Genomic DNA, 18,770 nt, shown 5'->3' with positions numbered 1-18,770 from the left:
TCAGGAGCCGAGCTCGTAGACCGCGCCGGGACGGGCGAGCTCGACGGGACCGTCGTACGTCGCGGTCGCCTCGGCCAGCACGACGGCCGGGTCGTGCCACGGCGGCACGTGGGTCAGCACCAGCCGGCGCGCGGCCGCGCGGGTGGCGGTGTCGCCGCACTCGGCGCCGGTGAGGTGCAGGTTCGGCGGGTTGTCGACGCCCTCCTCGAACGACGCCTCGGCGAGGAAGAGGTCGGCGTCGGTCGCGACGCGGTCCAGGCCGGTGCACGGGCCGGTGTCGCCGCTGTAGGCCAGCACCGCGCCGTCCGCCTCGATCCGCAGCCCGAACGCCGGGACCGGGTGGTCGACCGGCACCGGGTCGACCGCGAACGGCCCCACCCGGACCGGGCCGTCCCACACCCGGAAGTCGAACTCCTCGTGCATGCCCGTCTCGAGCGGCAGGTCGTAGGCCCGGGCCATCCGGTCCGCGGTCCCCTCGGGGCCGTAGACGGGGATCCGCGGCTGCGCACCGTCGGGGTGGTAGCGCCGCAGCACGTGGTAGCCGCACAGGTCGAGGCAGTGGTCGGCGTGCAGGTGGCTGAGCAGCACCGCGTCGATGCTCAGCGGGTCCACGACCGCCTGCAACGGTCCGAGCGCCCCGCTGCCGAGGTCGACCAGCACGCGCCAGGTGCGCGGACCGGTGCCGTCGTCGTGCTCGGCCTCGAGCAGGTAGCAGCTGGCGGGGGACGTCGGGCCGGGGTAGGACCCCGAGCACCCGACGACCGTGAGCCTCACCGCAGGCCCCCGGCGAACTGGCCGGCCGCGACCATCTCGGGGCCGAGGAACCGCCGGCCGATCGTCTCGAACTCGGCGGGCGAGCCCGTGGTGACGAAGGAGTACGCCGGCTCCCCGGAGCCGCGCATCAGGCCGGTGGCGGTCAGCATCTTGTACACGTCCTTCGCACACTCCTCGGCGCTGCTGACCAGGGTGACGGCGTCGCCCATCACGTAGGAGATGACACCGGTCAGCAGGGGGTAGTGCGTGCAGCCGAGGATCAGCGTGTCGACGCGCGCCTCGATCAGCGGGTCGAGGTACTCGTGCGCGGCCTCGATCAGCTCCGGGCCTCCGGTCACGCCGGCCTCGACGAAGTCGACGAAGCGGGGGCAGGCCCGGGTGAGGAGCTCGACCTGGGGCGCCGCGGCGAAGGCGTCGTCGTACGCCATCGACTCGGCGGTCGCACGGGTGCAGATCACGCCGATCCGCCCGGTGCGGCTGGCGGCCACCGCACGCCGCGTGGCGGGGTAGATCACCTCGACGACCGGCACGTCGTACCGCTCGCGGGCGTCGCGCAGCATCGCGGCGCTGGCGGAGTTGCACGCGATCACCAGCGCCTTGACCCCCTGCTCGACGAGGTGGTCGAGGCACTCCAGGGCGTACTCCCGGACCTCGCCGATCGGCTTGGGGCCGTACGGCTGGCGAGCGGTGTCGCCGACGTAGGCGATGGACTCGTGGGGCAGCTGGTCGATGACCGACCGTGCCACCGTCAGCCCGCCGAAGCCGGAGTCGAAGATGCCGATGGGGGCGTCGAGGTCCCCGACGGCTGCGGGACTGGACACGAGCGGCACGAGACGCAACGTTAGGCGCAACCACCCCCGAAGGCACGGACTCTTGAGCAGCGTCACGCCGGAACCCGGCGCACGTCACACCGGGGCCGGAGGCGGGGTTAGCGTGGTCCGGTGCGCCGGACCTCCCTCGTAGCCGCCCTCGTCACGGGCCTGCTGTCCCTCTCCTGCACCTCCGCGCCCCCGGCTCCGGCCGAGCGCGCGGAGCCGGCCGAGCGCGCCGTCGCCCCGGACGGCCGCGTGCTGGCGGTCTCCGTCGACGGGTTGAACCCCGCCGCTCTGGGCCGGCTCGGCACGGCCCGCACCCCGGTGCTGCACCGCCTGCTCGCCGAGGGCGCGGCGACGACGGCGGCCCGGACCGAGCGGGAGCTGACGCTGACGCTGCCCAACCACACCGGCATGGTCACCGGGCGGCGCGTCGACCGGGTGCGCGGCGGCCACGGCGTCACCTGGAACACCCACCGCCCCGGCACGACCGTCCAGCGCGCCGCCGGCCACGCCGTCGCCTCGGTCTTCAGCGTCGTGCACGCCGGCGGCGGGGAGTCGGCGGTCTTCACCGGGAAGGAGAAGTTCACGCTCTTCGAGCGCTCCTGGCCGCAGGGCGTGGACGCGCTGACCTACGACGAGGACCCGCTCGCGCTGGTCAAGGCGGCCCGGCGCGACCTGCTGCACCAGGACCGCGCACTGACCTTCCTCCACCTCGCCACGCCCGACGTGGCCGGTCACGCGAACGGCTTCATGTCCCAGCCCTACCTCGACGCCGTCGCCCGCACCGACCGGCTGCTCGGCAAGCTCCTGCGGGCCGTCGAGGCCGACGAGGAGCTGCGGAGGGAGCTGACCGTCGTCCTCACCGCCGACCACGGCGGCAAGGGCCGCGACCACTTCGACGCGACGCGGTACGCCAACTACCGGGTGCCGTTCCTGGTCTGGGGGCCCGGCATCGAGCCGGCCGACCTGTACGCGCTCAACGCCGACCGCAGGGCACCCGGCCGCACGCGCACGTCGTACGCAGGAAAGCAGCCGGTCCGCAACGGCGACCTGGCCAACGTGGTGACCGGCCTGCTCGGGCTCGACCCGGTGCCGGGCAGCGCGTTCGGCCGGACCGACCCGCTCGACGTCACCGCCGACTGAGCCGACTCGGACGGCCGGGCCGACCGGGCGGGGTCGGTCAGCGCAGCTCCCCGAGGGTGGGCCACGGGTTGAACCGGCACCCGCCGAGCCCCTTGGACTGCTGCTGCATGACCGGGGCGAGCTGGCCCGGGCCGCCGCACGAGGCGTGGCCGCGGCCCAGCCAGTGGCCGGTCTCGTGGTTCACGACCATGTGGCGGTAGTCGCGCCGGGCTCCGCGGGCGGCGTTCCAGGCCGGTGAGGCGTGCTTCCACCGCTCCTGGTTGATCACCACGTAGCGACCCACCCGGCAGCTCCACGTGGCGCTGCAGACCGGGCTGAACCGCGGCACCTCCGCGGCCGCCGCGAGCACGAGCGTGAACGAGCCACCGCGCCGGACCGGCACGAAGCGGACTCCCCCGCCGCGCCAGCCGCGGGCGTCGAGGTAGGTCTCCTGCGCCTGGCGGCGAAACGTCGCGAGGCTGGTGGTGATCCGGCCGCGGGTCTGCACCGAGTAGGTGACCGTGCGGCGCACGTCGACGCGGTGCTCGACCCGCCGCGCGGCGGTGCGCAGGACCGTCGTGCGGTGGCCCGGCGCGCGGAGGGTCACCACTCCCCGCAGCCGCCGGCCGACGTCACCGGGCCGGACGCGGTAGGTCCGGCCGCGCTCGCCGGCGACGGGCTCGCCGGCGACGGTCCACCGGGTGCGCGTGCGCGTCGGCGCGGGTCGGACGTCGCCGGCGCGCAGCGCGACGCTGCGCCCGAAGCGGGCGACGCCCGCTACCCGCGGCCGCGACCGCACGTCGAAGTCGGCCCGCTCGACCCGGGCGGTGGGCGCGGAGACCGCGGTGGCGCTCTCCCCGGCCGGGTCCGTGGCGGTGACGGCGACGCTGATGCGGCGGCCGAGGTCGTCGAGCCCCAGCCGGAGCGTGCGGCCGGTGGCGCCCGGGACGGCCTCGCCGGCACGCAGCCACTGGTAGGTGAGGGTCAGCTGCTCGGAGCCTGAGCCGGAGCCGGTGTCCCAGGTGCCCGCCCCGGCGACGAGCCGCTCGCCGTACACCGGCTCGCCCTTGACCAGCGGCGGCTGCGTCGGCACCGGCTGCGCTCCGGCGGCCCCGGGCGTCGCGACCAGCAGCGCGGCGCCGAGGAGCACCGCGAGCAGGAGCCGGGTCAGGCCCACAGCTGGCCCTCGAGGCGGTCCTCGGCCTCGTCGACGGTGCCCTCGTAGGCGCCGGTGGAGAGGTACTTCCAGCCGCCGTCGCACACGACGAAGGCGATGTCGGCGCTCTCGCCGGCCTTGACCGCCTTGGCGGCCTGGCCGAGCGCGGCGTGCAGGATCGCACCGGTCGAGATGCCGGCGAAGATGCCCTCGAGCTCGAGCAGCTCCCGCACGCGGCGCACCGCGTCGCGCGGGCCGACGGAGAACCGGGAGTCGATCAGGTCGGCGTCGTACAGCTCGGGCACGAACCCCTCGTCGAGGTTGCGCAGCCCGTAGACGAGCTCGCCGTACCGTGGCTCGGCCGCCACGATCCGCACGTCGGGCTTGGCCCGGCGGAAGAACCGGCTGACCCCCATCAGCGTGCCCGTGGTGCCGAGGCCGGCCACGAAGTGGGTGATGCCGGGGAGGTCGGCCAGCAGCTCGGGGCCGGTCCCCTCCTCGTGGGCGAGCGCGTTGGCGGCGTTGCCGTACTGGTAGAGCATCACCCAGTCCGGGTGCTCGTCGGCGACCCGCTTGGCGACGCGGACGGCCTCGTTGGACCCGCCGGCGGCCGGCGAGGAGATGATCTCCGCGCCCCACATCCGCAGCAGCTGGCGGCGCTCCTCGGAGGTGTTCTCCGGCATCACGCAGACGATCCGGTAGCCCTTGAGCTTGGCCGCCATCGCCAGCGAGATGCCGGTGTTGCCCGACGTCGGCTCGAGGATGGTGCAGCCCGGGCGGAGCAGTCCGTCGGCCTCGGCCTGCTCGATCATCCGCAGTGCCGGGCGGTCCTTGATCGAGCCGGTCGGGTTGCGGTCCTCCAGCTTCGCCCACAGCCGCACCTCCGGGGAGGGCGAGAGGCGGGGCAGCCCGACCAGCGGGGTGCCGCCGACCGAGGCGAGGAGGTTGTCGTAGCGCATGGGTGCAGCATGCCTTTCCGGTCGTCGGGTCGCTCCCCCGCGGCGCGGGCGTCAGCGCAGGAAGCGCTCGGGGTCGAACTCGTCCAGGGGGATGATCCGCACGCGGGGCAGCGGGACGTTGAACGCCCGCACGTCGTCCTCGAGGTCGTGGACGCGGATGCCGAGGGTGTCGAACTGGGCGCTGGCGTACTCGCGCAGGGCGACGAGGCCGACGCGGCGCTTGTAGGCGCTCTCGTCGAGCAGCCGGTTGAGGTGCTCGGCGAAGTCGGCGTCGTGGCTGACCAGCAGCACGTCGTCGGCGCGCTGCAGCAGCGCGTCCAGCGTGCGCTGGATGCCGATGTCGACGACCTTCTCGTCGGTGCGGCCGGCCAGCGGGACCGGCCGGTAGTCCATCGCCAGGAGCGCCTGCACGAAGCTGCTGGGCAGCTGGCCGTTGGAGGCGTTGAGGAAGAACAGGCCGGTGACCGGCTGGCCCCACAGCTGCTCGGCGTACGCCGTCACCCGCTCCCAGCGGGGCCGCTCCTCGGGGAGCGGCCGTCGGCCGAGCAGGGAGTTGCCGAGCGTCGCGTCGATGTTCTCGCCGTCGACGAGGACGAACGTGCGGCGGTCTCCCTGCGCGGCCATGTCGTCCGCGCTCAGCAGCCGCCGGCGACGGCGGGCAGCACGACGACCTGGTCGCCGTCGCTGAGCGGGGCCTCGAGGCCGCCGATGAAGCGGACGTCCTCGTCGTTGATGTAGACGTTGACGAACCGGCGCAGGTCGCCGTTGTCGATGAGGCGGTCCTTGAGGCCGGGGTGGTTCGCCTCCAGGTCGTCGATCAGCGCGCTCAGGCTGGCGCCGTCACCGGTCACGGCCTTCTCGCCGTCGGTGTAGGTGCGCAGGATGGTCGGGATTCGGACCTCGATGGCCATGGTTCGTCGGACTCCTCGTGACGGGGTTGTCGATAGGTGCGATCAGGGCGGGACCGGTGCGTCGGTCAGGGCAGCGCGGCGACCACGGTGACCTCTTCCTCGGTCACCGCGCCGTCGACGATCCTGTAGGACCTGAACTCCACCGGGCCCTCGTTATTCCCGTGCTCGCGGGTGCTGACGAGCACGTAGTGGGCGCCGGGCTCGCTGGCCAGGCCGATGTCGGTGCGGCTGGGGTAGGCCTCGGTCGCGGTGTGGGAGTGGTAGATCACGACCGGCTCCTCGTCGTTGTCCCACATCTGCTTGTACAGCTCGAGCAGCTCGGTGGAGTCGAACTCGTAGAAGGTCGGGCTCCCCGCCGCGTTGACCATCTCGACGAGCCGCTCGGGGCGGTCGCTGCCCTCGGGGCCGGCCACGATGCCGCACGCCTCGTCGGGGTGGTCGCGCTTCGCGTGCCGGACGATGGCGTCGTACGTCGCCTGGTCGATGGTGAGCACGTCACGAGCCTAGGCGAGGCGTCCCGCATGACGGACACCCCGCCCGGTCTCCGGACCAGACCGAGCCGCTGCCTAGGCTCGGTCCATGGACACCCTGGACCCGCTGCTGCAGCCGCACTACGAGACGGTGCTCGCCCGCAACCCCGGCGAGCGCGAGTTCCACCAGGCGGTGCTCGAGGTGCTCGAGTCGCTCGGACCGGTCGTGCGCAAGCACCAGCACTACGTCGACGAGGCCGTCATCGAGCGGCTCTGCGAGCCCGAGCGCCAGCTGATCTTCCGGGTGCCGTGGACCGACGACCGGGGCCGCGTGCAGATCAACCGCGCCTTCCGCGTCGAGTTCAACTCCGCGCTCGGCCCCTACAAGGGCGGCCTGCGGTTCCACCCGTCGGTCTACCTCGGGATCGTGAAGTTCCTCGGCTTCGAGCAGATCTTCAAGAACGCGCTGACCGGCATGCCCATCGGCGGCGGCAAGGGCGGGTCGGACTTCGACCCCAAGGGCCGCGGCGACGCCGAGGTCATGCGCTTCTGCCAGTCCCTGATGACCGAGCTCTACCGACACCTCGGGGAGTACACCGACGTCCCCGCCGGCGACATCGGCGTCGGCGGCCGCGAGATCGGCTACCTGTTCGGGCAGTACAAGCGGATCACCAACCGCTACGAGTCCGGCGTGCTCACCGGCAAGGGACTGGCGTACGGCGGCTCGCAGGTCCGCACCGAGGCCACCGGCTACGGCACGGTGTTCTTCACCGAGGAGATGCTGCGCACCTCCGACCGGTCGCTCTCGGGCCGGCGGGTCGTGGTCTCGGGGTCGGGCAACGTCGCGATCTACGCCGCGCAGAAGGCCGCCGAGCTCGGTGCGCAGGTCGTCGCCTGCTCGGACTCCTCGGGGTACGTCGTCGACGAGGCCGGCCTCGACATCGCCCTGCTGCGGCAGGTCAAGGAGGTCGACCGGGCCCGGCTCTCGGCGTACGCCGACCAGCGCCCCGGCGCGACGTTCGTCGCCGACGGCCGCGTGTGGGACGTGCCGTGCGAGGTCGCCCTCCCCTGCGCCACGCAGAACGAGCTCGACGCCGACGCCGCCCAGGTGCTGGTCGACAACGGCGTGCTCGTCGTCGCCGAGGGCGCCAACATGCCGTGCACGCCCGAGGCGACCCGCGTGTTCCAGGAGCGCGGCGTGCTCTTCGCGCCGGGCAAGGCCGCCAACGCCGGCGGTGTCGCCACCAGCGCCCTGGAGATGCAGCAGAACGCCTCGCGCGACTCCTGGTCCTTCGCCCACACCGAGGAGCGGCTGCGCGACATCATGGTCGGCGTCCACGAGCGCTGCGCGACCGCGGCCGACGAGTACGGCACCCCCGGCAACTACGTCGCCGGCGCCAACATCTCCTCGTTCCTCCAGGTCGCCGACGCGATGCTGTCGCTCGGGGTCGTCTGAGTCGTCTGGCGGGTGCGCGCCGCCCGGCGCCGGGTCAGGCGATGAACCGGGCGGCGACCTCGTCGGACAGCCCGGCCTCGATCCGGGCGAGCATCCAGTCCTGCATGGGCGGCAGGTCCGCGACCGGCCACCAGCGCACGTCGGTGTTCTCGTCGTCGGCCGCGTGCGGCTCCCCCGCGACCCAGGAGCAGGCGAAGGTCAGGTCGAGGTAGACGCCCCGGTCGCCGTTGGGGTGGATGATCCGCGGGCTGGCGCTGACGGCCGCGAGCCGGTCGACCGAGATCTCGACACCGGCCTCCTCGAGCGCCTCGCGGCGGGCGGCGACGGCCGGCTCCTCGCCGGGGTCGACGATGCCGGTCACGGGAGCCCAGCGGCCGTTGTCGACCCGCTCGGTCAGCAGGATCTCGTCCCCACGACGCACGACGGCGGTCACGCCGGGCAGCCACAGCTCCCGGGTGCCGATGAGCTCGCGGAGCTCGGCGACGAAGGGCGGGATCGGCACGCCGCCGAGTGTCCCACCCGCCGCGCGGCCGGTCCTCAGCGACGCGCGGTCAGCGACTCGACGAGCGTCTCCTGCAGGTAGCCGACCCACTCGTAGATGTCGTGGGCCTGGCCGCGGGGGTCGTCGTCGGGGAGGGCGTACCAGTACTCCTCGTCGCCGTCCTCCACGCCGAGACGGGTCGCCAGCGCGAGCCGGATGTCGGTGAAGGACCGCATCCAGGTCTCGGCGGTCGGCTCGTCGAGCTCGACGTCGATCATCAGGCCGTCCTCGGTCAGCTCCGCGGGCAGCCCGGCCTCCTCGAGGCCGTCGATGATCGTGGCGGCCGCGCGGGCCTTCCCGTCGCGCAGCGCCCCCTCGGTGTAGCGCCGGAACTCCGAGGCGGCCTCGGCGTCGTCGCGGTACGCCGTTGGGAAGAGCCGCGCGAGCACCGGGTCGTCCGGCTCGGTGGTGGGGCCGGTGAAGTCCATCAGGGCCTCGAAGGGGTCCTGGGTCTCGCTCGGCACCGCCGCCTCGTTGCGGAGCAGCTCGACGACCTGGGAGGCCAGCGAGCGCAGCAGGTCGGCCTCGAAGCCGGTGAAGTTGGCGATGACCCGCCCGCTGCGTCGGTGGCGTGCGAAGCCGCTCACTCGGCGCGGTCCATCGTCGCCCAGAGGCCGTACTCGTGCATCGCCTGCACGTCGCGCTCCATCTCCTCGCGGGTCCCGTGGCTGACGACGGACTTGCCGTCCTCGTGGACCTCCATCATCAGCTTCTCGGCCTTCTTCTTGTCGTACCCGAAGTACTTCTGGAACACGTAGGTGACGTACGACATCAGGTTGACCGGGTCGTTCCAGACGATGGTCACCCAGGGCTTGGAGAGGAAGGTGAGCTCGTCGGGAGTGGTGGTCGGCTCGACCTCGACGGGACTGGCGGCGGACACCCCGCCATGGTGTCACAGCGGGAAGTGGGCACTCTTCTCCCGTGACCACCTCACCCTCGACCGCGCCGTCGGCGTCCACGGTGCTGTCCACGGCGCCGTCCACGGCGCTGCTCACCGACCACTACGAGCTCACCATGCTGCAGGCCGCGCTGGCCGCCGGGACCGCCGAGCGCCGCTCGGTCTTCGAGCTGTTCCCGCGACGCCTGCCCGACGGCCGCAGGTACGGCGTGGTGGCCGGCGTGGGCCGGGCGCTCGACGCCATCGAGTCCTTCCGCTTCGACGAGCAGGCGCTGGCCGTGCTCGAGGACGTCGTCGACGAGCCGACGCGGGAGTGGCTGGCGTCGTACCGCTTCTCCGGGGACGTCTGGGGCTACCCCGAGGGCGAGGTGTACTTCCCGCACTCGCCGCTGGTGGTGGTGGAGTCGACCTTCGCCGAGGCGGTGCTGCTGGAGACGGTGCTGCTCTCGATCTACAACCACGACTCCGCGATCGCGTCGGCGGCCTCGCGGATGACGATGGTCTCCTGCGAGCGCCCCTGCCTGGAGATGGGCTCCCGGCGCACCCACGAGGAGGCGGCAGTCGCGGCCGCGCGGGCGGCGTACGTCGCGGGCTTCTCGGGGACCTCGAACCTCGGCGCCCGGCAGCGGTACGGCGTGCCCACCTCGGGCACCTCGGCGCACAGCTTCACCCTGCTCCACGACACCGAGGCCGATGCGTTCCGCGCGCAGGTCGCCTCGCTCGGCACCGGCACCACGCTGCTGGTCGACACCTACGACATCGCCGAGGCCGTGCGGGTGGGCGTCGAGGTCGCCGGCACCGACCTCGGCGCGGTGCGCCTGGACTCCGGCGACCTCGGCTCGCTGGCCCAGCAGGTCCGCGACCAGCTGGACTCCCTCGGTGCGACCGGCACGCGGATCATCGTGACCAGCGACCTCGACGAGTACGCCATCGCGGCGCTCGCCGCGGCGCCGGTCGACGGGTACGGCGTCGGCACGCAGCTGGTGACCGGCTCGGGCCACCCGACCAGCGGCTTCGTCTACAAGCTCGTCGCCCGCGAGGCCGACGACGGGTCCATGGTGCCGGTGGCGAAGCGGAGCGCCGACAAGGTGTCCTACGGCGGCCGCAAGTACGCCCTGCGCCGCCGTCGCGCCGACGGCACCGCCGAGGCCGAGGTCGTCGGGACCGGCCGGGTGCCCGACGACGACGGCGACGACCGCGAGCTGCTCGTGCCGCTGGTGCGCGCCGGCGAGGTGGTCGGTCGCGAGCCGCTCGAGGCCGCCCGCGACCGCCACCTGCGCTCGCGCGCCGAGCTGCCCCTCGCCGCGCAGCAGATGTCGCGCGGCGAGCCGGTCATCCCGACGGTCCGGCTGGACTGAGCGAGCGCGCCCCCGCGCCTGCACTAGCCTCGCCGCATGACTCGAGCGCTAGTCGTCGTCGACGTCCAGAACGACTTCTGCGAGGGCGGATCGCTGCCCGTGACCGGCGGGGCCCAGGTCGCCCGCGACGTGACCGCGGTGCTCCGGAGCCGGGCCGACGGGGGGCCGAGCGGCTCGGACTGGGCGCACGTGGTGGCGACCAAGGACCACCACCGCGACCCCGGCGACCACTGGTCGAGCGACCCGGACTTCGTGCACTCCTGGCCGCGGCACTGCGAGGTCGGGACGACCGGCGAGGACTTCCACCCCGAGCTCGACCCCGCTCCGTTCGAGGCGGTCTTCCGCAAGGGCGAGCACGCGGCGGCGTACTCCGGCTTCGAGGGGCTCGCCGAGGACGGCTCGACCCTGACCGATTGGCTCCGCGCGCGCGGGATCACCGAGGTCGACGTCTGCGGGATCGCGACCGACCACTGCGTGCGCGCGACCGCCCTGGACGCGGCGGCCGCCGGCTTCGCCACGCGGGTGCTGCTCGACCTGTGCGCCGGCGTCGCGCCCGCCACGACCGAGGCCGCGCTGGCCGAGCTGCGCGAGGCCGGTGTCGACGTTGCCTGAGCCGGCTCCGGAGGTCCGCGTCGAGCTCACCGACGGGGTGCTGCGGCTGACCATGGACCGGCCGCAGGCGCTCAACGCGCTGACCCCGGACATGCCGGTGCTGATGGCCGCCGAGCTCGAGCGGGCCACCGCCCGCGACGACGTCCGGGTCGTGGTCCTCACCGGCACCGGCCGGGCGTTCAGCACCGGGGCGGACATCTCCGGGCGCTACACGATCGACGACAGCTCGATGGACACCGCGAACCGCTGGATCCGGGCCATCACCACCTGCGACAAGCCGGTCGTCGCGGCGGTCAACGGCGTCGCCGCGGGCGTCAGCTGCTCCGCGGCCCTGGCGTGCGACCTGGTCGTCGCGGCCGAGTCCGCGTCGTTCCTGCTGCCCTTCGCCAAGGTCGGGCTGATGGTCGACGGCGGGGCGTCCGCCACCGTCGCGGCGGCCGTGGGCCGGGCCCGCGCGATGCGGATGGCCCTGCTCGCCGAGCCGCTCGGCGCCCGGGAGGCGTACGACGCCGGGCTGGTCAGCCACCTGGCGCCCGACGAGTCGTTCGCCGACGTGGTGGCCGACCTGGCCGCGCGGCTCGCCGCCGGCCCGCCCCTGGCGCTGGCCGCCAGCAAGCGGGCCGTCAACGCGGCCACCCTCACCCAGCTCGACCCGGCCCTCGAGCGGGAGCGGTCCGGGCAGTCGCTGCTCCTGCGCACCGCCGACGTCGTCGAGGGCGTCATGGCCTTCGCCGAGCGCCGGCCGCCGGTGTTCCGCGGCGAGTGAGCCGGCTGCCGGGCATGTCACGCGCTGTTCGCTGCTGCAACGCGCTGTTCCCCGCTCCGTAGGCACGCTGCAGCGTGCCTACAGAGCGGCGAACGTCGCGTCACATGGCCGATTCCGGGCAGCCCGACCCCGCCGGGCCGCCCGGAGCAGCCGCCGTCAGCTGATCGTGATCGGCTTGCCGCCGGCGACCAGCTGCCAGTCGACCGAGGCGAACTCCTCGGGGTCGATCGTGCCGTGCTCGACGACCCAGTCGATGAGCAGCTGACGGATCTCGTTCTGCTGGTTGTAGATCACCGGCGCGGTCGAGACGTGCGGGAAGCCGCCGCCGCCGGACTGGCGGTAGTTGTTCACCGCCAGCGCGAACTGCTGGTCGTCGGTCACCGGCTTCCCGTTGTAGGCGAGGTCGGTGATCCGCGACCCGGCCGGCTTGGAGACGTCGATGGCGTAGGTCAGCGGCGCGTCGAGGCCGGCGACGGCGTCGTAGTTGTAGTCCGGCGTGCCGTTCGGGGCGGACGCGGTGACCGCGTTGGTCAGGTCGGCGATCGTGAAGGGGCCGCTGCCGGTGACCTGCTTGAAGTAGCGGGCCGAGAACTCGAGGTACTCGCGCAGCTGCTTGCCGGTGATCCGCACGCCGAGCAGCGTGTTGTCGAAGACGTAGAGCCCGGCCACGTCGCGGATCGTGATCTCGCCCTCCGGGAAGCGGGCGGTGCGGCTGAACGGCGCGGCGATCGAGAGCACCGGCAGCGCCGCGTCGGCGCCGGACAGGCCGGCCTTCACGGCCTCGCCCTGGACGTGCTGGACGAAGTCGATGATCGGGACGTCCTCGACGACGCCGCGGGCGCCGAGGAGCTCGACGGCCGAGGTGCCGACGACGGAGTTGACGTAGTCGACGACCGTGTCGTGCTGCCGGCGCACGGCCGCGGCGACCTTCGGGTCCTCGGCGACGGTGTTGGAGTTGAGCACCTGGGAGCCGGAGGAGACCAGCACCCACTTCTGCTTGCCGTTCTTGCCGTAGACCTCCTGGAGGGTGAAGTCCATGACGGCCACGCGCATGCCCCAGTAGAGCGGCTCGCACAGCACGACCTGGTGGCCGGTCCTCTTGTTGCGCACGAACCGCTGCGCGATCTCCTTGTGCGCGTGGCCGACCAGGATCGCGTCGATGCCCGGGACCTCCTCGGCCACCAGGGACGCGGCGTTCTCCGGGAACGGCAGCGCGTCGCCGTACGACGAGGACGTGTCGGCGCCGGAGTGCGCCGCGACGACGACGAGGTCGCAGCCCTTGCGCTTCATCTCCGGCACGAACTTCCGCGCCTGCTCCACCAGGCCGGGGAACTCCATCCGGCCCTCGACGTTGGTCTTGTCCCAGATCGCGATGCCGGGGTTGGTCAGGCCCAGCACGCCGACCTTCACCTTGCGGCCGCGGCCGACCTTGTAGGTCTTGATGACGTAGGGCTCGAAGACCGGCCGCTTGGTCGCGGGGTCGACCGCGTTGGCGGCGAGCAGCGGGAAGTTCACCTGCTCCTCGAAGGTGCGCAGCAGGTCGATGCCGTAGTTGAACTCGTGGTTGCCGAGCGCGGCCGCGTCGTAGCCGACGAGGTTCATCGCGCGCGCCATCGGGTGCACGACGGCCCCGCCGATCGGCTCGACCCGCGCGTAGTAGTAGGCCAGGGGCGTGCCCTGCAGGGTGTCGCCGGCATCAAGGGTGAGCACCGGGCCCTTCGACCGCAGCTCCTTGCGGGCCGCCTTGATCACCGTGGCGACCTTGGCGACGCCGATGTCGTCCTTGGTGGCGTTGTCGAACTCGGCGTCCTTGAAGTAGTCCCAGTTGAAGACGTTGCCGTGCAGGTCGGTGGTGCCGAGGACCGAGACGGTGACGCGCTTGCCCTTGCGGGCGGCACCGGCCGGGAGGCGGTCGTCCGCGGCGACGGCGGGCGCGGCGTACCCCGCGGCGGCCAAGGCGGCGGTCCCGGTGAGGACGGCGCGGCGCGAGGGGACGGGCTGGCTCATGTGTGCTCCGAGTGTGGTTCGTGTGGGGGGCTCGGGATTCCGGGCGAGCAGTGTTCTATCCCACTGCGCCGACGTTCTCGACACCGGACGCATCACGATCCGGTGAACCTCAGGAGCACCACTTCGCCACGAGCGCGTCCACCACGGTGCGGTTGCGGTTGGTGGCGACGCCGAGGTGGCGCTCCACGGTCGCGTTGGTCAGCCGGGCCTCGTGGTAGTTCTCACCCAGCATCAGGTGCACCCCCCGGCCACCCACCCTCACCACCTCCTCCGCGGTGCTGGCGGCCTCCAGCAGCCGCACCGTCTCGGGTGTCGGCTCCTCCTTGAGCAGCGACACGTAGTGGCGGCCGTCGTGGTCGAACGACGCCGCGTGCTCGGCTACCGCCCGCAGCTCCGCGGGCGTGAGCACGATGGTCGGCACCTCGAACCCGGCCCGCTCGTGGAACGCCTCCTCGAGCGCCGCCTCCACCTTCGCCCGCGACCGCAGCGGGCAGTCGAACCGCACGTTCCCGGTGTTGATGTGGGTCCGCACGTCGGTCCAGCCGAGCCCCTCGACGGCCGCGACGATCTCGCCCTTCGGGAACTTGCGCCTGGCCCCGAGGTTGATGGCACGCAGGAAGGCGAGGTACGTCGGCACGTGCCCATCGTGGCGCACCCCGTGCCGCAGATCACCCCCGCCGCGCATCGCGATACATAGGAAGCCTATGTAAGATGGAGCGAGTGGACAGGATCACCGACGCCGACCTGGAGCTGGCGAGCGACCTCGTCGTCCATGCCGCCCGCCTCGTCCGCGCCGTACGCCGCATGGTCGACCTGCCCGCAGCGGTGCGGCTGCTCTCGATCCTCGACGAGCACGGGCCGCTGGGCGTGAGCCGGCTGGCCGCCCTGGACCGGTGCTCGCAGCCCACGATGTCGGCCGCCGTCGCCGCGGCCGCCGAGCGCGGGTGGGTCGACAAGCAGCCGAACCCCGACGACGCCCGCGGGAGCGTCGTCACCCTCACCGCCGCCGGGCGCGACGAGCTGGCCCGGATCCGCCGTACCCACGGGGAGGCCGTGGCCGCCCGGCTCGCCGCCCTCCCCCACCGCACCCCCGAGGACGTCGCCACGGCCGTCGCCGTGCTCCGCGACCTCCTCGAGTCCCCCCTCGAACCACCGTCCTCGGAAGGAGCTGCTCGTTGAGCACCTCACCCTCGATCCTCAAGCAGCCACGCGCGGTGTGGGCCGTCGCGTTCGCCTGCGTCATCGCGTTCATGGGCATCGGGCTCGTCGACCCGATCCTCAAGGAGATCGCCGCCCAGCTCGAGGCGACGCCCAGCCAGGTCTCCTTGCTGTTCACCAGCTACATGGCGGTGATGGGCATCGCGATGCTCGTCACCGGCGTGGTCTCCAGCCGGATCGGCCCCAAGCGCACGCTGCTGGCCGGGCTCGTCCTGATCATCGTCTTCGCCGGGCTCGCCGGCACCTCCGACAGCGTCGGCGCGGTCATCGGCTTCCGTGCCGGCTGGGGCCTGGGCAACGCGCTCTTCGTGGCCACGGCGCTGGCCACCATCGTGAGCTCCTCCAAGGGCTCGGTCGCGCAGGCGATCATCCTCTTCGAGGCCGCCCTCGGCCTCGGCATCGCCTCCGGACCGCTCGTGGGCGGCCTGCTCGGCGAGCAGTCCTGGCGCGGCCCGTTCTTCGGCGTCTCGGTGCTCATGACGATCGCGCTGGTCGCCACCGCGGTCTTCCTGCCCACCACGCCCCCGCAGGGCCGGCGCACCTCGCTGCTGGACCCGTTCCGCGCGCTCAAGCACCCGGCGCTGCTGCTCATCGGGCTCGTCGCGATCTGCTACAACCTCGGGTTCTTCACGCTGATGGCCGCCGGCCCGTTCGCCCTGCCGACGTTCGACATCATGGCCATCGGGTGGACGTTCTTCGGCTGGGGCCTGCTGCTGGCCTTCACCTCCGTGGTGGCGGCCCCGTGGCTGCAGCGGCTGTTCGGGACGATGCCGACGCTGGTCGCCGTGCTCGCGCTGTTCGCCGCCGACCTCGCCGCCATGGCGGTGCTGGCCGAGCACGAGCCGGTCGTCGCGACCGGCATCGTCGTCGCCGGCGCGTTCCTCGGCGTGACCAACACGCTGGTCACCGAGGCCGTCATGGGCGCCGCCCCGGTCGAGCGCCCGATCGCCTCCGCGGCGTACTCCTTCCTGCGGTTCACCGGTGGCGCCGTCGGTCCCTACGTCGCGCTGAAGCTCGGCGAGCACGTCGACGTGCACGCGCCGTTCTGGTTCGGGTCGGCCGCCGTGGCCGTCGGCGTGGTCATCGCGCTCGCCGGCACGCCGACCGTGCGCCGCGCCCTGGCCAGGCACGCCCCGGCCCCGCACACGCCGGCGGAGGCCGAGGCCGAGCTGGTCGGCGACCTGGGCTGACCTCGCAGGCACTCGCCGGGTGGGGGTGAGCGGGTCAGAGGTTCCCGCGGGCCTCCTGCTCGCGCTCGATGGCCTCGAAGAGCGCCTTGAAGTTGCCCTTGCCGAAGCCCAGCGAGCCGTGCCGCTCGATGAGCTCGTAGAAAACCGTCGGGCGGTCGCCGACCGGCTTGGTGAAGATCTGCAGCAGGTAGCCGTCCTCGTCGCGGTCGACCAGGATCCGCCGCGCCTTGAGCTCCTCGATGGGCACCCGCACCTCACCGATCCGGGTCCGCAGCGCGGGGTCGTCGTAGTAGGAGTCGGGGGTGTCGAGGAACTCGACGCCCTGGGCGCGCATGACGTCGACGGTGCGCAGGATGTCGTTGGTCGCGAGCGCGATGTGCTGGCAGCCGGCGCCCTCGTAGAACTCGAGGTACTCGTCGATCTGCGACTTCTTGCGCGCGACGGCAGGCTCGTTGAGCGGGAACTTGACCCGGTGGTTGCCGCTGGCGACGACCTTCGACATCAGCGCCGAGTAGTCGGTGGCGATGTCGTCGCCGATGAACTCGGCCATGTTCGCGAAGCCCATCACCCGGTGGTAGAAGTCCACCCACTCGTCCATCCGCCCGAGCTCGACGTTGCCGACGCAGTGGTCGACGGCCTGGAACAGCCGCTTCGGGTGCCCCTCGGGCCGCACCAGGGTCGAGGTGCGCGCGACGTACCCGGGGAGGTAGGGACCGGAGTAGCGGGAGCGGTCGACCAGCGTGTGGCGGGTCTCGCCGTACGTCGCGATCGCGGCCAGCCGGACGGTGCCGTGCTCGTCGGTCTCGTCGTGCGGCTCGACCAGCACCGTGGCGCCCACGGACCGGGCGTGCTCGATGCAGGCGTCGACGTCGGGGACCTCGAGCGCGAGGTCGACGACGCCGTCGCCGTGGCGCCGGTGGTGGTCGAGCACAGCGCTGTCGGGCGTGACGCCGCCGGTGAGCACGAAGCGCGCGCTGCCGGAGCGCAGCACGTAGGACTTGCTGTCCCGGCACCCGGTCTCCGGACCCCGGTACGCCTCGAGGTCCATCCCGAGCGCGAGCTGGTACCAGGCCGCCGCCTGGGTGGCGTTGCCGACGACGAACCCGACCGCGTCCATCGCGGTCACCGGGAACGGGTCGCGGCTGGCGTCGTACTCCACCAGGCCGACCAGCTCGCGGAGCTGCTCGAGGGTGAGGTCGGCCTTGAGCTCGTCAGCGGTGAGCGCACCGCCCGTGGTCGGGGTGTCCTGCGTGGTCGTCATGGGTCGCAGCGTGGGCCAGGTCACGCACAGTGTGCAATCCTTGCCCGACAGGGTGGACAACCTGCTCAACCGGGAGGACCGCGATGGACGAGCTGGACGGCAGGTTGCTCGCCCTGCTGCACGACGAGCCGCGGGTCGGCGTCCTGGAGGCGTCGCGGCGGCTCGGCGTCGCGCGCGGGACCGTCCAGGCCCGGCTCGACCGGTTGGAGGCGCGCGGGGTCGTCACGGGATGGGGGCCCGAGCTGGACCCGGCGGCCCTGGGGCACCCGGTGACGGCGTTCCTGAGCCTGGAGATCCGCCAGGCGGCGTCGGGCTCCGGGGCCGAGCACGGTGGCCACGACGCCGTCGCCGCGCACCTCGCGACGATCCCGGAGGTGCTCGAGGCGCACACCACCACCGGCGCGGGCGACCTGCTGGTCCGGGTCGTCGCCCGCTCCAACACCGACCTGCAACGGGTCATCGACGCCGTGGTCGCCTCCGACGCGGTCGTCCGCTGCTCGACCACCATCGCGCTGGCCACCCAGGTGCCGTACCGCACGATGCCGCTCGCGATGGCGGCCGGGCGGTCGTCAGGTCCAGCGGCCGGCCGCTGAAGCTTCCGCCTCACTCCAGCCGCAGCCGCTCCGCCACCTCACCGGCCGCGGCGACGACCCGCGGGCCGACCCGGTCGGCGTCGAGGTCACCGAGGGTCACGATGCCGATGCTGGCGGCGAGGCCGTCGACGCCGAGCACCGGCGCAGCGAGCCCGCGGGCGCCCGCCTGCAGCTCGCCCGACGTCGCGCACCACGAGGGCCGCTCGGGGTCGCGGTCGCGCCCGAGCAGGATCGCCCGGCCGGCGGCGCCCTGGCCGAGGGGGTGGCGGGAGCCGACGCGGTACCCCACGTGGAAGTCGGTCCAGGACGGCTCGACCACGGCCAGGGCCAGCGCCTCCTCGCCCTCGGCGACGGTCAGGTGGGCGGTGCAGCCGACGGCCTCGGCGAGCGAGCGCAGCACCGGGGCGGCCAGGTCGCGCACCACCGGCTGCACCGCCGAGGCCAGGTGCAGGACGCCGAGACCGACGTGCAGCCGGCCCCGCCCGTCCCGGCGGACCAGGGCGTGCTGCTCGAGCGTGCTGACCAGCCGGTACGCCACGGTGCGCGGCACCTCCAGCCGGCCGGCGACCTCGGTGACGGTCAGCCCGTCGGGCGCACCGGCGAGCAGGCCGAGCAGGCGCAGCCCGCGGTCGAGCGTCTGGGAGGTCTCGGCCGGCACAGGGC

The 18,770-nt window shown here is 73.1% G+C and carries 22 protein-coding genes; 8 read left to right on the top strand and 14 right to left on the bottom strand.

Annotated elements, in window-relative coordinates; genetic code table 11:
- Complete coding sequence (locus OSR43_RS05955; RefSeq protein ID WP_302270229.1) at positions 1–774, bottom strand: MBL fold metallo-hydrolase; 774 nt, start codon at positions 772–774, stop codon at positions 1–3.
- Complete coding sequence (gene murI, locus OSR43_RS05950; RefSeq protein WP_302270227.1) at positions 771–1,595, bottom strand: glutamate racemase; 825 nt, start codon at positions 1,593–1,595, stop codon at positions 771–773. The genes OSR43_RS05955 and murI overlap by 4 nt, the downstream gene beginning before the upstream one ends.
- 120 nt (positions 1,596–1,715) lie before the next feature.
- On the opposite strand from murI, the gene OSR43_RS05945 reads away from it, so the two are divergent.
- On the top strand, positions 1,716–2,732 hold the full coding sequence (locus OSR43_RS05945) for an alkaline phosphatase family protein (protein ID WP_302270225.1): 1,017 nt from the start codon (positions 1,716–1,718) through the stop codon (positions 2,730–2,732).
- 37 nt (positions 2,733–2,769) lie between these two features.
- Here the strand turns inward: OSR43_RS05945 and OSR43_RS05940 are convergent, their stop codons facing one another.
- The 5 genes from OSR43_RS05940 to OSR43_RS05920 all read right to left on the bottom strand — a co-directional run bounded on the left by OSR43_RS05940 (position 2,770) and on the right by OSR43_RS05920 (position 6,231).
- Positions 2,770–3,888 (bottom strand): DUF3152 domain-containing protein, encoded by a 1,119-nt coding sequence (locus OSR43_RS05940; RefSeq protein ID WP_302270224.1) that lies wholly within the window; start codon positions 3,886–3,888, stop codon positions 2,770–2,772.
- Complete coding sequence (locus tag OSR43_RS05935; protein ID WP_302270223.1) at positions 3,879–4,826, bottom strand: PLP-dependent cysteine synthase family protein; 948 nt, start codon at positions 4,824–4,826, stop codon at positions 3,879–3,881. Before OSR43_RS05935 ends, OSR43_RS05940 begins: the two co-directional genes overlap by 10 nt.
- A gap of 51 nt (positions 4,827–4,877) precedes the next feature.
- A complete protein-coding gene (locus tag OSR43_RS05930; protein WP_302270221.1) occupies positions 4,878–5,450 on the bottom strand; it encodes an NYN domain-containing protein in 573 nt (190 codons plus the stop codon).
- A gap of 11 nt (positions 5,451–5,461) precedes the next feature.
- Positions 5,462–5,737 carry a MoaD/ThiS family protein gene (locus OSR43_RS05925; protein WP_302270220.1) on the bottom strand — a complete coding sequence of 92 codons (276 nt, stop codon included), beginning with the start codon at positions 5,735–5,737 and terminating at the stop codon, positions 5,462–5,464.
- Between the two features lie 65 nt (positions 5,738–5,802).
- Entirely contained in the window at positions 5,803–6,231 is a 429-nt protein-coding gene (locus OSR43_RS05920) for a M67 family metallopeptidase (RefSeq protein WP_302270218.1), read from the bottom strand.
- Positions 6,232–6,325: 94 nt separating this feature from the next.
- Here OSR43_RS05920 and gdhA point away from each other — a divergent pair, with 94 nt between their 5' ends.
- The gene (gdhA, locus tag OSR43_RS05915; RefSeq protein ID WP_302271598.1) at positions 6,326–7,663 is read left to right on the top strand and encodes an NADP-specific glutamate dehydrogenase; all 1,338 of its coding nucleotides are present in this window, start codon (positions 6,326–6,328) and stop codon (positions 7,661–7,663) included.
- 34 nt (positions 7,664–7,697) lie between these two features.
- On the opposite strand, the gene OSR43_RS05910 is transcribed toward gdhA, so the two are convergent.
- From OSR43_RS05910 to clpS, 3 genes are read right to left on the bottom strand one after another with little or no spacing between them, the layout of a single operon-like run.
- Positions 7,698–8,165: an NUDIX domain-containing protein gene (locus tag OSR43_RS05910; RefSeq protein ID WP_302270217.1), complete on the bottom strand. Its 468-nt coding sequence runs from the start codon at positions 8,163–8,165 to the stop codon at positions 7,698–7,700.
- Positions 8,166–8,200: 35 nt separating this feature from the next.
- Positions 8,201–8,791: a DUF2017 domain-containing protein gene (locus OSR43_RS05905; protein WP_302270215.1), complete on the bottom strand. Its 591-nt coding sequence runs from the start codon at positions 8,789–8,791 to the stop codon at positions 8,201–8,203.
- The gene (gene clpS / locus OSR43_RS05900; RefSeq protein WP_302270214.1) at positions 8,788–9,084 is read right to left on the bottom strand and encodes an ATP-dependent Clp protease adapter ClpS; all 297 of its coding nucleotides are present in this window, start codon (positions 9,082–9,084) and stop codon (positions 8,788–8,790) included. The genes OSR43_RS05905 and clpS overlap by 4 nt, the downstream gene beginning before the upstream one ends.
- Positions 9,085–9,218: 134 nt before the next feature.
- On the opposite strand from clpS, the gene OSR43_RS05895 reads away from it, so the two are divergent.
- The 3 genes from OSR43_RS05895 to OSR43_RS05885 are packed head-to-tail and all read left to right on the top strand — an operon-like array spanning position 9,219 to position 11,838.
- Positions 9,219–10,460, top strand: a complete 1,242-nt coding sequence (locus tag OSR43_RS05895) for a nicotinate phosphoribosyltransferase (protein ID WP_302271595.1) — start codon at positions 9,219–9,221, stop codon at positions 10,458–10,460.
- Between the two features lie 36 nt (positions 10,461–10,496).
- Positions 10,497–11,072 (top strand): isochorismatase family protein, encoded by a 576-nt coding sequence (locus tag OSR43_RS05890; protein ID WP_302270213.1) that lies wholly within the window; start codon positions 10,497–10,499, stop codon positions 11,070–11,072.
- A complete protein-coding gene (locus tag OSR43_RS05885) occupies positions 11,056–11,838 on the top strand; it encodes an enoyl-CoA hydratase-related protein (protein WP_302270211.1) in 783 nt (260 codons plus the stop codon). Before OSR43_RS05890 ends, OSR43_RS05885 begins: the two co-directional genes overlap by 17 nt.
- Positions 11,839–11,994: 156 nt before the next feature.
- On the opposite strand, the gene OSR43_RS05880 is transcribed toward OSR43_RS05885, so the two are convergent.
- Together OSR43_RS05880 and OSR43_RS05875 are read right to left on the bottom strand one after the other, a co-directional pair.
- Complete coding sequence (locus tag OSR43_RS05880) at positions 11,995–13,845, bottom strand: bifunctional UDP-sugar hydrolase/5'-nucleotidase (RefSeq protein ID WP_302270209.1); 1,851 nt, start codon at positions 13,843–13,845, stop codon at positions 11,995–11,997.
- Between the two features lie 109 nt (positions 13,846–13,954).
- Positions 13,955–14,482, bottom strand: coding sequence for a DUF1697 domain-containing protein (locus tag OSR43_RS05875; RefSeq protein WP_302270208.1), 528 nt, complete (start codon positions 14,480–14,482; stop codon positions 13,955–13,957).
- Positions 14,483–14,556: 74 nt separating this feature from the next.
- Between OSR43_RS05875 and OSR43_RS05870 the strand changes: the two genes are divergently transcribed.
- Positions 14,557–15,024 carry a MarR family winged helix-turn-helix transcriptional regulator gene (locus tag OSR43_RS05870; RefSeq protein WP_302270207.1) on the top strand — a complete coding sequence of 156 codons (468 nt, stop codon included), beginning with the start codon at positions 14,557–14,559 and terminating at the stop codon, positions 15,022–15,024.
- A complete protein-coding gene (locus OSR43_RS05865) occupies positions 15,021–16,253 on the top strand; it encodes an MFS transporter (protein ID WP_302270206.1) in 1,233 nt (410 codons plus the stop codon). The genes OSR43_RS05870 and OSR43_RS05865 overlap by 4 nt, the downstream gene beginning before the upstream one ends.
- A 34-nt stretch (positions 16,254–16,287) precedes the next feature.
- Here OSR43_RS05865 and hppD read toward each other — a convergent pair whose 3' ends face one another.
- The gene (gene hppD, locus OSR43_RS05860; protein WP_302270204.1) at positions 16,288–17,514 is read right to left on the bottom strand and encodes a 4-hydroxyphenylpyruvate dioxygenase; all 1,227 of its coding nucleotides are present in this window, start codon (positions 17,512–17,514) and stop codon (positions 16,288–16,290) included.
- 83 nt (positions 17,515–17,597) lie between these two features.
- Between hppD and OSR43_RS05855 the strand changes: the two genes are divergently transcribed.
- On the top strand, positions 17,598–18,107 hold the full coding sequence (locus OSR43_RS05855) for an Lrp/AsnC family transcriptional regulator (RefSeq protein ID WP_302270202.1): 510 nt from the start codon (positions 17,598–17,600) through the stop codon (positions 18,105–18,107).
- Between the two features lie 10 nt (positions 18,108–18,117).
- On the opposite strand, the gene OSR43_RS05850 is transcribed toward OSR43_RS05855, so the two are convergent.
- Positions 18,118–18,765 (bottom strand): IclR family transcriptional regulator, encoded by a 648-nt coding sequence (locus tag OSR43_RS05850; protein WP_302270201.1) that lies wholly within the window; start codon positions 18,763–18,765, stop codon positions 18,118–18,120.
- Positions 18,766–18,770 lie beyond the last annotated feature (5 nt).

Origin of the sequence: Nocardioides sp. Arc9.136 (genome assembly GCF_030506255.1) — a bacterium.
In the GTDB taxonomy this organism is placed as follows: domain Bacteria; phylum Actinomycetota; class Actinomycetes; order Propionibacteriales; family Nocardioidaceae; genus Nocardioides.
Note: the sequence above shows the minus strand (reverse complement) of the source record. Positions and strands in the feature narration are given on the sequence as shown.

Coding starts and splice junctions, on each gene's coding strand:
- OSR43_RS05935 (WP_302270223.1), bottom strand. CDS start 4,826: ATGCGCTACGACAACCTCCTCGCCTCGGTCGGCGGCACCCCGCTGGTC.
- OSR43_RS05930 (WP_302270221.1), bottom strand. CDS start 5,450: ATGGCCGCGCAGGGAGACCGCCGCACGTTCGTCCTCGTCGACGGCGAG.
- OSR43_RS05925 (WP_302270220.1), bottom strand. CDS start 5,737: ATGGCCATCGAGGTCCGAATCCCGACCATCCTGCGCACCTACACCGAC.
- OSR43_RS05895 (WP_302271595.1), top strand. CDS start 9,219: ATGCTGCAGGCCGCGCTGGCCGCCGGGACCGCCGAGCGCCGCTCGGTC.
- OSR43_RS05890 (WP_302270213.1), top strand. CDS start 10,497: ATGACTCGAGCGCTAGTCGTCGTCGACGTCCAGAACGACTTCTGCGAG.
- OSR43_RS05880 (WP_302270209.1), bottom strand. CDS start 13,845: ATGAGCCAGCCCGTCCCCTCGCGCCGCGCCGTCCTCACCGGGACCGCC.
- OSR43_RS05870 (WP_302270207.1), top strand. CDS start 14,557: ATGGAGCGAGTGGACAGGATCACCGACGCCGACCTGGAGCTGGCGAGC.
- hppD (WP_302270204.1), bottom strand. CDS start 17,514: ATGACGACCACGCAGGACACCCCGACCACGGGCGGTGCGCTCACCGCT.
- OSR43_RS05855 (WP_302270202.1), top strand. CDS start 17,598: ATGGACGAGCTGGACGGCAGGTTGCTCGCCCTGCTGCACGACGAGCCG.